This is a genomic window from Nocardioides sp. T5 (assembly GCF_048161455.1).
GTDB lineage: Bacteria > Actinomycetota > Actinomycetes > Propionibacteriales > Nocardioidaceae > Nocardioides.
Genome location: NZ_CP182415.1, coordinates 2008696 through 2022169, shown reverse-complemented (window position 1 = coordinate 2022169; position 13474 = coordinate 2008696). Strand labels below are relative to the sequence as shown.

Genomic DNA, 13474 nt, shown 5'->3' with positions numbered 1-13474 from the left:
GCGGGAACGGCGTGCGGCCATTCAGACGCGATCAACCACCCACGGAAGCATCAGATGAGCCAGAATTTGACGCTTGCCTTCCGAGGCCTCGCCGCCAGCGACTCGGCAATCTCCTTCTGCAGCCCGGCCACGAAGTCGGTGTAGGACTCGTCGGTCACAACCGTCAGTTCGTTGATGTCGTGGACCGTGACCGGGTTGTCCATGCGCTCGCCATGCTGGTCAACGGCCAGTCGCAGCCCGCGCCCGATCTCCTGTCGTCGAGAGATGGTGTTGTCACTCTTCTTCAGCATGCCCATGACGAAGACGTTGGGGTTGTCCCATCCCTCGCGGAGCGCCGAGTGCGAGAACAGGAACCGCACCGGCTCCGCGAACGAAAGGAGGCGTTCCTTGTTCTTCAGGATCAAGTCGTACGCCGCTACGTCCTTGGACTGACCCTTCTCGTCGCCCGTCTTGTGCACGTCACCGTCCACCAGCCGCTTGCTCTTCTTGTCGATCGAGAAGTATCCCTGGTGCACTGCGCGGGCCTTGTCTCGGTTGAGGTACTTCTTGTAGGCCGCCGTTGCTCCGTCGAGTTCCAACTCCCCGAGTACCTCCTCGACGAGAGCGTCGTACTCCTCCTCGAACAGTCGGGCGTAGTCGCCCAGCGTGTCCTCACGGTCGTAGTCCCGATACTTGGCGACCTCGTCGATGAAGAAGAGCGAGAGGACCTTGATGTCTTGGCCGAAGAGTTCCCGCTCCTTGTCGATGTGCGCACGTATGACCTCGCGGATCTGGATGCGCCGCTTGGTTTCCTCGGTGACGTCGCGATCGGCGAGCTGCCCGGCAACGACGACCTCCCCGTTGCTCAGCGTGATGGTGTCGTCAATCGCGCTGATGTCTGTGACGACGAGGTCCTTGTACGCCTCGATGCCATTGGAAAGATCATGCAAACGGGCGCCCTTGGTGACTCGTTTGAGTCTCCTGTCGATCTGACTGACGCCTTTGCGCTGGATCTCCAGCTCTACCCGGGCGGTAGGCGGCTGGCCTTTCTTGACCTCGATTGCGTCGAGATAGAGGTATGCGGTGGATCCAGCGAGCCCCTTGACCGTGATGCCCCGCACGGCGATCTTCTTGACGAGCTTCTGGTTGTACGCGTCGAGCGCATCGAGCCGATGAACCTTGGTGTGCTCGACCTTGTGGGTCGCGGAGTAGCGCAGCACCATCAGGGCGTTGAACCGCGACAGCGCCTCCAGCGACTTCGGGGCGCCGATCTTCTGGGGCTCGTCGATGATGACGATGGGCCGGTTGGCACTGATCACGTCGATCGGCCTGCGGGACTGGAAGTCGTCCAGCACGTCGTAGATGCGCCGATTGTCCTTGCCCGTCGCGTTGAAGGCCTGGATGTTGATGATCATGACCTGTACGCCAGCGTCGGAGCTGAATCGCTCGAGCTCATGCAACTGCGAGGAGTTGTAGATGAACGATCGCGGCTTCGTGCCATAGGTCTGCTGGAAGTGCTCGGCCGTGACGTCGAAAGACTTCTTCACACCCTCGCGAATCGCCACGGACGGCACGACGATGATGAACTTCGACCACCCGTAGCGCTTGTTCAACTCCATGATCGTCTTGATGTAGACGTAGGTCTTGCCGGTGCCGGTCTCCATCTCGATGTCGAGGTTGGGTGCACCAGGCGCGGCCTTGCTGTCGACGACCTTCGACGCCAGCGGCAGGTTGCGAGACTTCTGAACTTGGTGAAGGTTGGCGAGCAGCTGAGACGCGGACATCTCGATCTCAGCGTTGCGCAGACCTGAGTCGGGAGTCGTGTTGGTCTCGAATAGGGCCGGCGCGGCAGTCGGGTTCACCTTGCCAGGGTCGATCTTGTACGACATTCCGGTACGTCTGGGCTGGCCCGAAAACACCTCGACTACTGAGTCGACTGCGTCGGTCTGGTACGGCTGGATCTTGAACTGAAGCTTCATCTAGTTCAGATCGCCTTCACGTCGGTCGCGGGCGAGAGCTCTTTGAAGATCTGCTCCGCGTTGATCCGAGCGTCGTCGGAAGCGAAGCCCGAGTCACGGAATACGGCACGCAACGGCTCACGCTTCGCCAGCACACGGACCAGATCCTGGCTGACGTCACCGTCGAAGCAAGCGAGCAGCGCACCGTCGTCGACGCTGAAGACGGCGCTCCCGTGTAGCTGCTCGGTTTCAATTCGAGCGCTGATGTCCATGCCCCAATCCAGGAGAACCTGGAAGAGCAGATCCTCGGCGGTACGCCCGGTCTTGACGCTGCCTTCCAAGCCGCCCAGTGCCTCCTGTGTTGTCTCGTCTGGAGTACGGAGGACGTCGGCCATGTTCGTCGTGTCTACCCGTAGCGCTCGGAACCCGAGATCGAGCGATTCACCGTTCAGGCCCGACCCGTCTCTGATCTGGGTCGCGACGCGACGAACACGTTCGCGCGCAAAGTCTGCAATGGACGAGAAGCCGGCCTTCGCGACCTCAGATGCAGCATCGATCGGCGGATCCGCCTGAACGAGGATGAACTGACGCTCCCCGCCATCCTCCGCGTTTGCTTCCATCACGGCATGCGCAGTCGCCGCCGAACCTGCGTAGAAGTCCAAGACGATGCCGTCTCGGGCGCCGGCGTGGGACTGAATCAACTGCTTGAGTAGCGACGTTGGCTTGGGATACGGAAACAGTGACTTTCCGCCGAAGAGCGCTTCTACCTCGACGCCGCCGTCGCTCTTCAGCGAGATCACAGATCGGAGAAGAAACCGCTCTACATCGTCGAGAAACGTCACCGAACTCGGCTGCTGCGCATCCGTGGCTGCGAACCAGATCCGACCGCAGAGGAAGCTCCCATCGTGCAGCGTGACCATGTTGTTGTACTGGCCCGAGCTGGCGTCGAAGCCAGACGCCTCGACGAATGTCTCGTACTTCCACCGCCACCCTCGGTCCGGAACCTTGACCGGCTCGGAAGTCTTCGGGTGCAGGACGTCATATCGCGGGCCCTCGGTGTTCCCATTGGGCCAGCTCATGTTGACCTTGCCGAACAGCCGGTAGTCATCGGTCAGCGTGTTGTAGAGGGTGATGCCTCGGTCGTACCCGTTCTTCTTGAACAGGACCCGGAGCTCCGCTTCGGCTTCCTTGAGGTCCTTGCCCTGAGATTTGGCTCGCTTGACGAGGTCCAGGACGTCCTGGATTCCGTCCTTTGCCACCGTCAGGGGGCCGAGCTCGTCCTTGTTTCGCGCGTACGCGAGGACGTACTCGTGGATACTGCCAACACCCTCATCATTCTTGGGCACTCGCTTGTTCCAGATGAGCGTCTCGATGAAGTTCCTCTCACCGAAGATCTCGTCGCAGACGCGGCGCAGATTCGCCTGCTCGTCGCGGCCGATGGAGACGAACATGACACCGTCTTCTGCGAGCAGAGTTCGAGCGATCTTGAGTCTGGGATAGATGCTGGACAGCCACGCCGAGTGGATTCGCCCACTGGACTCGAGATTGGCAACGAACCGAAACCCATCTTCGTCAATCTGTCCGGAGTTGCGCAGATAGTCGAGGTTCGACTCGGCGAAGTTGTCGTCGTAGAGGAAGTCGCCCCCGGTGTTGTACGGCGGGTCGATGTAGATCAGTTTCACCTTGCCGAGGTACGACTCTTGGAGCAACTTCAGCGCATCGAGGTTGTCGCCCTCAATGAAGAGGTTCTTCGACTTATCGAAGTCGACGGACTGCTCGCGAACCGGCCGCAGCGTCTTCGCGATGGGAGCGTTGGCCGCGAATGCTGAGGCACGCTTACCCGGCCAGTCGAGCTGGTACCGCTCCTGCGGGCCTTCCACCAAGTGGTCTGACAGCTCCTGCCGGAGCAGATCGAAGTCGACGGCGCTGATGGGGTTCCCTTCCGCATCGACAGTCTCAGTGATGACCTCCGGGAACCACTCGGCGATCTTGGCGACGTTGCTCGCAGCGAGATCGGGTGACGTCATTCGAAGCTTCTCCACGATGGTCCTTAGTTCGCGTCGCCCGTGGCCGGGCTGGGGGTCTGGCTCGTGAGGTCCACGAGCGTGGCGTGCTTGGTCTTTAAAGTGCGCCGCAGTTCGACCTTCCGATTGAGCTGCGGTTCGTTCCGGAGCTTCCGTTCCAAGGCGGCGATCTCGCGCTCGAGTGCCCGCACGGTCGTGAGTCTGCCGACCACATCCGACACATTCTCACCAGCGCGCGACACTACGGGCGTCAGCGGTTCAAGTAGCGCTGTGTACATGGTCGTCAGGTCGATGGCTGTCGGAAGCGGGGATCGATCGTCGGACACGGGTTGCCAGTCGGTGCTGAAGTAGGGGCCGAGCTTCGGCGCACCGGAGCCCAGCTGCTTGTGAGCGGCGACCATGCGGATGACTCCGCCAGCGCCCTCCCCCCGGCTGATCTCGAAGATAATCGGCGTTCGCACTGCCTTGTCGATCGCAGCGAGGACGCCCTCCGCGACGTCCTCCTCCTTCGCTTCGATCTCGAAGATCTGGATCTCTGGAACCTCACCGCTGCCCGGGAGGTTGATCGTGGCCTCCGCGAGCTTGTAGGCCCACGTGATGCGTCGCACGTCGGAAATGAAACGGTCCTTGACCGTCGAGCCGAGGCTGGCGTGTTCGTAGAACTTGGTCTTCGGTACGACCCGTCCGAATTCTGCCGCTTTCGGCCACCGGTAGAGAAGCGCGGTCATGCGCTCCCCTGCTCTGGATCGACGACGGCCAGGAAGGCGATCAGCTCGAAGTCCTCGACGCCTCCGATGGCCTGGCTGAGAGCTGTGGTTGGGCCGTCGGTGAAGAGGCTGTCCAGGTCGCGTTCGTCGGTGACCTCGATCATTGACCGGATGGCGGAAGTGAGCAGTTCGGAGTACTTGCCCATCTCGGCGCCTTCGCCGGTCGCCGCGTTGAAGACACGTGTGACCGCACTTACCGGTTCGTCGTACGGGCGGCAGCCGGCACGGATCACGTCGAGCAAGTGCTTCACCTCGGTGTGGTCCGCGATCACATTCCCGGCCTCGTCCAGGTAGACGAGGTAGTGAGGGTGGAGGCGATTGCCACGATCGATGCTCTCGTCAGCGTCCACGTTGCGAAGCGCAAAGATGACGCCCGGCTTGAGCCCCTTAGCCCGGTCGGATGGGACGACAGCGTGTAGACCCTTCGGGAGCGTGTCGAGTGCGCCGTGCTCGTTGATGTACCCAAGCAGGTCCATCCGAAAGTCGTTGAGCCCGAGGTCAGTGATGGAGACGCCTGCGCGGACGTCTTCGAGCTCGATGACCTCGTCCTGGAGCTTGCGGAGCTGTTCCTTGCGGTAGGCAGCGTCTGCACTTGCTGGGTCGAGGATGTTGTCGTCGCCAACGGCGGCGAGGTCCGCGATGACCATGCGGTTCTCGACGCGTTCCTTGAGGTTGATGTACTCGTCGAGAGAGATGTCGGGCCAGAAGTTGACGAGCTGGATCTGGGCGTTGGTCGAGCCGATGCGGTCGACTCGGCCGAATCGCTGGATGATGCGAACCGGGTTCCAGTGGATGTCGTAGTTGACGAGGTAGTCGCAGTCCTGGAGGTTCTGACCTTCACTGATGACGTCAGTTCCGATGAGAACGTCGAGTTCGGCGGTCTCCTTCGGCATGGTGAGGTGACGCTGCTTCGAGCGGGGCGAGAACAGCGTCAGGACCTGCTGAAAGTCGTGGCCGGGGCCGAGGGTCGTCTTGGCTGCGTGCGCGCCTCCGGTGATGATCGCGCTCTCCAGGCCTGCCTTGCTGAGGGAGGGCGCGAGCTCCCGGAAGAGGTAGTTGGCCGTGTCGGCGAAGGCGGAGAAGATCAGCGCCTTGCGGTTGCCTGGGTTGATTGGGTTGGCGGCCTTGTCCTCGATCAGCTGCTTGAGTCGCTGGAGCTTGACGTCGTGGTCGGGGGTGACCTTCTCCATCTCCTCCAGCAGCTCGCGGAGGGTCTCGCGGTCATTCCACAGGTCTCGCTGCCAGGACTCGACGTCGATGTCCTCGAGGTCGATCTTGATCTTCTCCCCGAAAGACAGCGCTTCGACGTTGGCATCGTCCTCGTCATTGACGTCGAGGTCCAGGTTGGCGAAGTCCACGTCCAGTTCTGACATGGCGCCTGTGCGAGTCTCGAGGCGGCCGAGCGTCTTATCGACGGCGCCTTCGATTTTCCCGACGGTGAGCCTGAACGCTTCGACTGAGCTCTCTAGCCGCTTGAGCAGGTTGACCGTCATGAGTTTCTTCAGCCCTTGCTCGCGGCCAAGCTGGCCGAGGTTGGACCGCGCAGTGCCGCCCTTGACGTTGTAGAGGTCTTCGTACTTGCTCAGCCTGCTCGGAAAGACGTAGGCGAGCGGGGTGTAGACCGCGAGCGTCAGTGCCTGGATCTGTTCGAAGATTTCGTTGAACGAAGCGACTTCGGGCAGGTCGGTGAGGGGTGCTCGGATCGAGATCGGCGGAAGCCGCTCGGGGAACGCCCCGATCTCGGTGGTGTCGTAGAAGGCTTGGATGTGTTTCCGCGAGCGGGCGATGGTCACTGAGTCCAGGAGCTCGAAGAAGTCGAAGTCGAGCATCTTGAGGATCTGGTCGGTCGTTCGGGCCTCGGGTGGCAGTTTCGACCAGTCGTTGAAGACCCGCTGCGCGTCGCTGAAGACCTTCTCGACCGTGGTCGACAGGTTGAGATGCTGGGCGAGGTTCTCCGACTCCCCCTCGTAGGCGAGCTGGAGTTGGTTCTTCAGGTCGTTGAACCGGTTGTTGACCGGTGTGGCCGAGAGCATCAGGACCTTGGTCTTGACGCCTTCGCGGATGACCCGGCGCATGAGGCGCTGATAACGGGATTCCTTCTCTTCCGCGTAGTCGGCGTTCCGAAAGTTGTGCGACTCATCGATCACCACAAGGTCGTAGTTGCCCCAGTTGATTCGGTCCAGCCGAAGCCCCATCGACTCGCCACGGGTGCGCGAGAGATCGGTGTGTGCGAGCACGTCATAATTGAACCGGTCGCTGGCGAAGATGTTGGTCGTCAGGTTGGCGTTGTAGTTGGTCCAGTTCTCCGACAGCTTCTTCGGGGCGAGGACGAGGACGGACTTGTTGCGAAGTTCGTAGTACTTGATGACGGCCAGCGCGGTGAAGGTCTTCCCGAGTCCGACGCTGTCGGCGAGGATGCAGCCGTTGTAGGTTTCGAGCTTGTTGATGATGCCGGTGGCGGCGTCGCGCTGGAAGTTGTAGAGGCTCTGCCACACCTGGGTCTCTTGGTAGCCAGTGCGGTCGTTTGGGAGCACGTCCTCGCTGATGTCGTCGAGGAACTCAGCGAAGAGGTTGTAGAGGATCAAGAAGTAGATCCGGGCTGGGGAGTTCTCGGCGTACACGCTGGCGATGTGATCGACGACCGCGTCCGTCACGTCATCGAGTTGGGCTGGGTTGTTCCAGATCTGGTCGAACAGTGCGATGTACTGCGACGTCATCGGGCTGTCGTCGATGCGGTGCACCATGTTCGAGACCGCGTTGCCCCGTTCGTAGCCGAGGTCCGCGGTCGTGAAGCCCTGTAGCGGCATGTAGGCGGCTTTGTCGTCCACGACGGCGAACTGCTGCATCGGGTTGCCGGTGGAGTTCGATCGAAAGCGGACCTTGCGCCGGACCCACTCAGCGCATTCCTTCGCGATCGCGCGTTGGGTGAGCTTGTTGCGCAGCCGGATCTCGAACGCAGACCCGTAGAGGCTCGACTCACCGCTGCCAGCCGCTGGGATGAAAAACTCCCGCCGTTCCTTACGCAGCTTGTCAGTGACCTTGTCGGTGACGAAGGAGGGCGAGGTGAAGATGAACTCCAGTTCCCCCACCTGCTCGAGCTCCTTGCGCAGCGACTCGAAGGCGAAGATCGAGAACGTCGATGCCGCAATTCGAACCTTCGAGCCCGGCGTGATCTCGCTCTTGAGATCGTCCCCCAGCAGCGAGTTGAGGTTGTCGATGATCTTCACTCGTCGACCTCCGTGCCCGGGGCGTCGTCGGCACCCGACCGGCGGACCCAGGCGTCGACCTCAGTCACCTGGAACTTCCAGAGCCGTCCGACCCGGTGCGCCGGCATCTCCTTCTTGGCGATCCAGGCATAGATGCTGTCTTTGGTGACGCCAAGGTGCTCGGCGATCACATCAGCGGACACCCAAGGCTCGGTCACGTGAGCAGGCTAGCCCGATGCAGCCCGGTCTTTGCCGGTTTCACCGGATCAGAGGCGCCGGGCCCCGGCGAGTTCGGCCATCTTGGCCTAGGCCCTAACCCAAGCGTCGACGACAACCTATGTCGAGCCGGGGACCTCGACTACCTGGCCGGGTTCCGCAAGGCTCGAGGGCTCCCTCTCGGTGCTCGTCGGACCTCTCGCTGCCTGTCAGTCGTCTGGACTTGCCCACACGGCCGCCGACGGCAGTGCCGTGTTCGTACCAGAGGAGCGGCCGGCGGAGCGACAGCTCCGCCGGCCAAAGACCTGGGTGCGAGGCAACAAGTACCTCGCAGGGACACCTCGTACCACCACGATTGGGTGGTCCCAGGAGTTGCGTCGCCCGCCAAGCGATGAAACCTAACGGGCGCGGAGCCAAATGCGAGACCCCAGCGCCGCTCATTCTGCCACGATTGTCGAGTGACAAGCATCGTCGCCTGGGTGGGCGTAGATCAGCGCAAACCCGCTTCGCTCTACATCGCGAGCGACAGCCGGATCACGTGGGATGAACGCGACCGTTGGGACCACGGTCGCAAGTCATTCGCGAGCGCGCTGCGACCACACATCTTCGGGTACTGGAGCGACGTTCTATTTCCGGCCTTGGCGCTTCCGACGGTCATCCAGCAAATCGACGACGGGTTTCTCAGCGAGGACCGTGGCGACGTGGGAGAAGCAGCATACGAGCGCATCCGGGCGCTCTGGGCGACGTACCCCCACGCTCATCGTCGGTCCTTCGGCATCCTCCACGGTTTCCGGACCGGGGAGGGTATGGCCTGTGAGTTCAAGCTCACGGTCACGTTCTTCAACGCCGCTACTGATAGATGGTCGTTCGAGCCCATCGCCATTCCCAACACATCCGCCTTTCTGCAGATCCAAGGGAGCGGCGGGTCTTCGGTCCGCCAAGCTCAGTCTCGCTGGGAGGCGAGCGATGCGGCCGGAACGAGTCGCGCTGCCTTCAGCGCGTTCACCGACGCGCTGCGCGCCGCAGAGGATCCATTGAGCGGCGGCGGCCCGCAACTTGTCGGCCTCTATCGGAAGGGCCCCGCCAGGACCTTTGGCACGGTGCTCGGCGGGAAGCGCTACTTCGCCGGCGCACTCGTCGCTCGCGACGACCCGTGGAGCGACACCGTGGAGTGGCGCAACGAGCTGTTCGAGCGGGTTGACGGCGCAACGGCAAAGCGACTAGACGGCGCGCAGCTTCATGCCCGCGCTCGGCCTGGCGCGAGAAGAACGCTCGCTGACCGGTCAACCACAGCGGACGACGGCTGATCCGTCGTACGGCCTCTCGCAACCGCGGCGGAACGCCCGACTGGCGATCAAAAGCACGCGACGGGCCAGTACGGCGCAAGCAAGTGCCGCGAGCTTGATCGCGTCCCAGGCCAGGACGAGCACGATCAGGTTGAGCCACCCCCGTGCTCCGTGGGCGACCGCCTCCGCCAGCACGTGCATCGCCACGAGTAGAAGCCCCGCGAGCACGATGAGCACAGCGGCCGTACTCAACCGAGGCTCGTGCGCCCGCACACGGCGAGCCAGCAGGTTCGTGGGCGCATAGAAGTGGAGGTAGCGGTGCATCGCCGCGACGGCGACGATGATCGGCAGCGCGAGCAGGACCAGCATGGGTGCCTCCAGGTGATGGGGACTTCCTCGATACGCCGGTTCGTTGGCGCTCGCGGAATTGCACCGGGTATCTCTGTGGAGACGACGGCGCACGGCCACCTATGGAGCCGGAATGGCTCGGACCTCCATCGACAGCGCCGCCGTGGCGCGCTCGGACGCGCCCGCCGAGCGGGCCGCGCGGAGGGCGGCGAGGGCACGCCGACGGTCCGCGCGCTGAGCATCGTTCTTGACGCCGCCGCCCACCGGCAGGTCGGAGGTGACCTTGTAACGGTCTCGGTATGCCGCGACCGTTGTCGCCGCGTCGAGCCAGGCTTCGCCATTGCCCGCGTCGGAAGAGCGCGGTCCGAGTCGCCGAACCCAAGCCTGCCGGCCAGCAACTGCGTCCGCGGCAAGGGCCCGAGCCCGCGACTCAATCAGCTCCATACGTTCGTCGATTGCCTGACGATCCTCGGCCGACATTGCGCCGAGCGGCTCGGAAATGAGGCCGGCGATCAGGCGCGGTCGGAGACGGCAGCCACGCGGCGCACTCGATGCCACCTTCTCGACGCGGTAGAGGAGGACGGCCGCCACGTCGTCCGCATCGTCCAGCCCATGGCGCCCCACGATCCTCGGAACCAGGCGTTCAAGGTCATGGTGATAGGCCTCCGCGCGACGAAGCGCTGCCGTGAGCGGGCCGAGGGCCGGCGAGTTGACGACCGCCGTGTGCTGCTCTGCTGTCAGTCCCGATCGGCTCAGCATATCGACGAAGCGATCGTGCTGAGCCTCGGCGGCGATTGTCTCGAGCTCAGCGGCGAGGCGGTCGATGCCACCGTGGAGCTCGCACTCTGCCTCGATCGTCTGCGTGGCCGAGAGGTCAGCCGCGCTGTGCTGGAGTACGCCGTACAGGACGGTCCTCGCGGTGACGTCGTCCGCCTCGGGTGTGGAGTGACTGTCGTCGGGCTGGTCGAGGGCGACGTACGCGATGTTGGAGTCGCGGCCGCGGGTCATGGACACGTAGAGGTTCTCCCTCGTCGTCGACGAAGTCACCACGACGTGTGCCGTGTCGACGGTGATGCCCTGGGCACGATGCGCGGTGACGGCGTACCCTAGGTCGAGGTGTTCCGCGACGTACTCCGCTGGAAGGACTGTTCGCCCTCCGCGGCCTCCGAGGCTCTTGACCACAACAGTGCCGTCGCGCCGGATGTCGGTGACCTTCCAGCGGTCGCCGTTCTTCACCCACCCACCCCGCATCGTCCGGATGCGGCGGTCGTTCTGACGCGTGATGACGAAGTCCCCGATCGAGGCTCGGCAGCCATCCGTCAGGTCGAACTCGTGCCGATCGACTGCGCCGTCCAGGAGCAACCGTTCGGCTCGTGCGCGCTCGTTGAGCGCGCGGACGTCGCGAGCCGACTCGGTCACGAGAATGCTGGCACGACCGGCGGCGCAGTCGGCGCGCCAGGCGACGTACGCGGCGTCGACCATCTCGTCCGTGACGCCCTCGCGGATGCGCTTGTGACGGGCGTACGCCGAGATGGCCTGGACGTCGCCGCGACTCAGCGCCAACGACGCGGCCTTCTCCCACTCGTTGGTGAAGCGGTGGATCTCGACCAATTCCGGTGCGTCGCTACGTCGGGCGACGAGAAGAGAGAAAGCCCCGCCGGCGTCGACGGACTGGAGTTGGTGGGGGTCGCCGACGAGCAGCACCTTGGCGCCCACGCCCGCGGCGATCCCGGTGAGCCGATCGAGTGTCTTGGTGTCCGCGAGAGTGGCCTCGTCGACGATCACCAACTGACCACGGCGCAGCTCGGTGCGGCCGTGGTCGTACTCGTGGAGCCACTTCGCCGTGTTCTCACACGCAACGCCAAGGTCTTCGGCCAGCGCCTGCGCTGCCGCGGCAGACGGCGCGAGGCCGACCACGCTCCCCCGCCCGTGCACTGCGATCCACGCCGTCCGGAGCGTTCGCATCGTGGTGGTCTTGCCTGCCCCGGCCGGCCCGACAAGTACGTCGACCTGGCGCGCCGACTGGCAGATGCTCTCCACCACACAACGCTGTTGCGCGCTCAGCCGGACCTTTCCAGTCGCGGCCGCTCGCGCCGCGAAACTCGCGGCCACCGTCGGCGCGGTCACCTTCTCGGCGCGAGCCAACAGGCGCGCTTCGGCCTCCAGGACCGCGGCCGAGGAGTACTTCTCGCCGTGCCGCGGACGGAACCGGCTCGTGCCATCCTCCCTCTGGAATCGGATCGGGCTGAGCGCGAGCTCCGGCGGGGTCAGGACCAGAGAGCGCGACTGCGCCGCGTCGACGACCAGCCCGACGACAGCCTCACGGTCCTCGCTCGTCGCGAACCTCAGATCCATAGTCTGCTTCGACGCTTCGGCCATCAGGTTCCAGTGCGTCCACACCGCCCGCTTCACAGACACCGCCGCGACCACGTCGGCGCTGATCGCCTCGATCGCAGCCAGCGGCACGTCGTCGGCAGTCAGCGGGTTCCCGCCGTGGCCGATCACGTCGCGAGCCCATGTCGACGGCTCGGTCCCCAACCGCTCGGCGGCGCGCTGTCGCCAGTCGGCTGTCAGGTCGGCGAGCGATCGGACCTCCTTCGGCGGGCGTGTGGCCAGCGTCGCCTGGGCTCGGAGTTCGACGACGGTCTTCGCTGACGGCGTGCGACCGTGGCGGACGGCGTACTCGGTGATGAGCTCGTCCTTCTTGAGTTCGATCTGGCGGGTGCGACTGGAGAACTCGGTGATCAGGTCGTCGCTGACGCCAGCGATCTCCCATCGAGCGTTCCGGTCGGGTCCCCGCTGCCGCCACTCCCACTCGATGCCGAGGTCGCGCGACAGGCGATCCGCGAGCAGCGCGTCGTAGTGCACCGACAGGCCGGTTCGGGAGGCGAATACCGGGCGTCCGTCGAGGCTGCGCCAGCGGCCGTCCATGACGGTGAGCACCTTGTTGGCGATGACGACGTGCGTGTGGAGCTGCGGATCGCCGGCTCGCGAATCGAAGTGGTCGTAGGCAACGGCCGCAACGCCCGCCACGTCGACCTGGGCCACGGCGCCATCTCTGTCGGAGATGCCTGCCCGGGTAGCAGCGACCTCTCGCTCGAACAGGTCGATCACGTCGGCGACCGCCCCGCGGTGGGCGGCGACGATCCGCTCCTGGGTGACGGCGTCGGCCACACCCCAGAGCACGGAGACCGACTTCGGGACGCTGAAGGTGAGGTCGAATCCGGCGACCGCTCGACGCATCCCGGCCGCGGCCTCCTCGGCCTCGATCCGGGTGGTTTCGGCCGCGCAGCCATCTTGGGTCATCTCCGGGTCGAGCGCGGCGACGCGCTCCTCGATCCGGTCAGCGAGCCGCTTGTACGACGGATACGCCCGGCCGAGTTGTTCTCCCGTGACGGGGTCGCGGCCCATCCCGACGAGCAGGGCGAGCTGCTCCTCAGTCACCTGCATGCCCGGCCGGATCTCGCCGGCACCGAATGCTCCGACGCCGGATCCGAGCCAGCGGCCCGGCGGCGTACCGACCTCGGAGTAGTAGCGAGTCAGGGGCGTCGACATCGCGCGCTGGCCATCACCGGCCGCGACGCTGCGCAGCAGGTACTGGTAGCCGCTGCCCGCGGACATCCGGCGCATCGAGACCGTCACGGCCGTTTCCGTCCCACAGCGCTCAGGTGCGCGTCCTTCTCCACAACC

The 13474-nt window shown here is 64.2% G+C and carries 8 protein-coding genes; 1 reads left to right on the top strand and 7 read right to left on the bottom strand.

Translation table 11 applies throughout. The features are described 5' to 3' along the window. Positions 1-50: 50 nt before the first annotated feature. The 5 genes from ACNKF0_RS09880 to ACNKF0_RS09860 all read right to left on the bottom strand — a co-directional run bounded on the left by ACNKF0_RS09880 (position 51) and on the right by ACNKF0_RS09860 (position 8152). Positions 51-1868 carry a DEAD/DEAH box helicase family protein gene (locus ACNKF0_RS09880; protein WP_416957950.1) on the bottom strand — a complete coding sequence of 606 codons (1818 nt, stop codon included), beginning with the start codon at positions 1866-1868 and terminating at the stop codon, positions 51-53. 95 nt (positions 1869-1963) lie between these two features. After that, positions 1964-3964: a site-specific DNA-methyltransferase gene (locus ACNKF0_RS09875; protein WP_416957948.1), complete on the bottom strand. Its 2001-nt coding sequence runs from the start codon at positions 3962-3964 to the stop codon at positions 1964-1966. A 23-nt stretch (positions 3965-3987) separates the two neighbouring features. After that, positions 3988-4689 (bottom strand): DUF4391 domain-containing protein, encoded by a 702-nt coding sequence (locus ACNKF0_RS09870; RefSeq protein ID WP_416957946.1) that lies wholly within the window; start codon positions 4687-4689, stop codon positions 3988-3990. Further along, positions 4686-7955, bottom strand: a complete 3270-nt coding sequence (locus ACNKF0_RS09865; protein WP_416957944.1) for a helicase-related protein — start codon at positions 7953-7955, stop codon at positions 4686-4688. The genes ACNKF0_RS09870 and ACNKF0_RS09865 overlap by 4 nt, the downstream gene beginning before the upstream one ends. Beyond that, complete coding sequence (locus ACNKF0_RS09860; protein WP_416957942.1) at positions 7952-8152, bottom strand: helix-turn-helix domain-containing protein; 201 nt, start codon at positions 8150-8152, stop codon at positions 7952-7954. Before ACNKF0_RS09860 ends, ACNKF0_RS09865 begins: the two co-directional genes overlap by 4 nt. Positions 8153-8608: 456 nt before the next feature. On the opposite strand from ACNKF0_RS09860, the gene ACNKF0_RS09855 reads away from it, so the two are divergent. Next, positions 8609-9457, top strand: coding sequence for a hypothetical protein (locus ACNKF0_RS09855; RefSeq protein WP_416957940.1), 849 nt, complete (start codon positions 8609-8611; stop codon positions 9455-9457). On the opposite strand, the gene ACNKF0_RS09850 is transcribed toward ACNKF0_RS09855, so the two are convergent. Then, positions 9434-9805, bottom strand: a complete 372-nt coding sequence (locus tag ACNKF0_RS09850; protein WP_416957938.1) for a hypothetical protein — start codon at positions 9803-9805, stop codon at positions 9434-9436. The genes ACNKF0_RS09855 and ACNKF0_RS09850 overlap by 24 nt on opposite strands. A 99-nt stretch (positions 9806-9904) precedes the next feature. Continuing rightward, on the bottom strand, positions 9905-13426 hold the full coding sequence (gene mobF, locus ACNKF0_RS09845) for a MobF family relaxase (RefSeq protein WP_416957936.1): 3522 nt from the start codon (positions 13424-13426) through the stop codon (positions 9905-9907). Positions 13427-13474 lie beyond the last annotated feature (48 nt).

What these genes read in the sequence shown, in the direction of transcription:
- ACNKF0_RS09880 (WP_416957950.1), bottom strand. Translation starts at nt 1,868, where the DNA reads ATGTCGTACAAGATCGACCCTGGCAAGGTGAACCCGACTGCCGCGCCG.
- ACNKF0_RS09875 (WP_416957948.1), bottom strand. Translation starts at nt 3,964, where the DNA reads ATGACGTCACCCGATCTCGCTGCGAGCAACGTCGCCAAGATCGCCGAG.
- ACNKF0_RS09870 (WP_416957946.1), bottom strand. Translation starts at nt 4,689, where the DNA reads ATGACCGCGCTTCTCTACCGGTGGCCGAAAGCGGCAGAATTCGGACGG.
- ACNKF0_RS09850 (WP_416957938.1), bottom strand. Translation starts at nt 9,805, where the DNA reads ATGCTGGTCCTGCTCGCGCTGCCGATCATCGTCGCCGTCGCGGCGATG.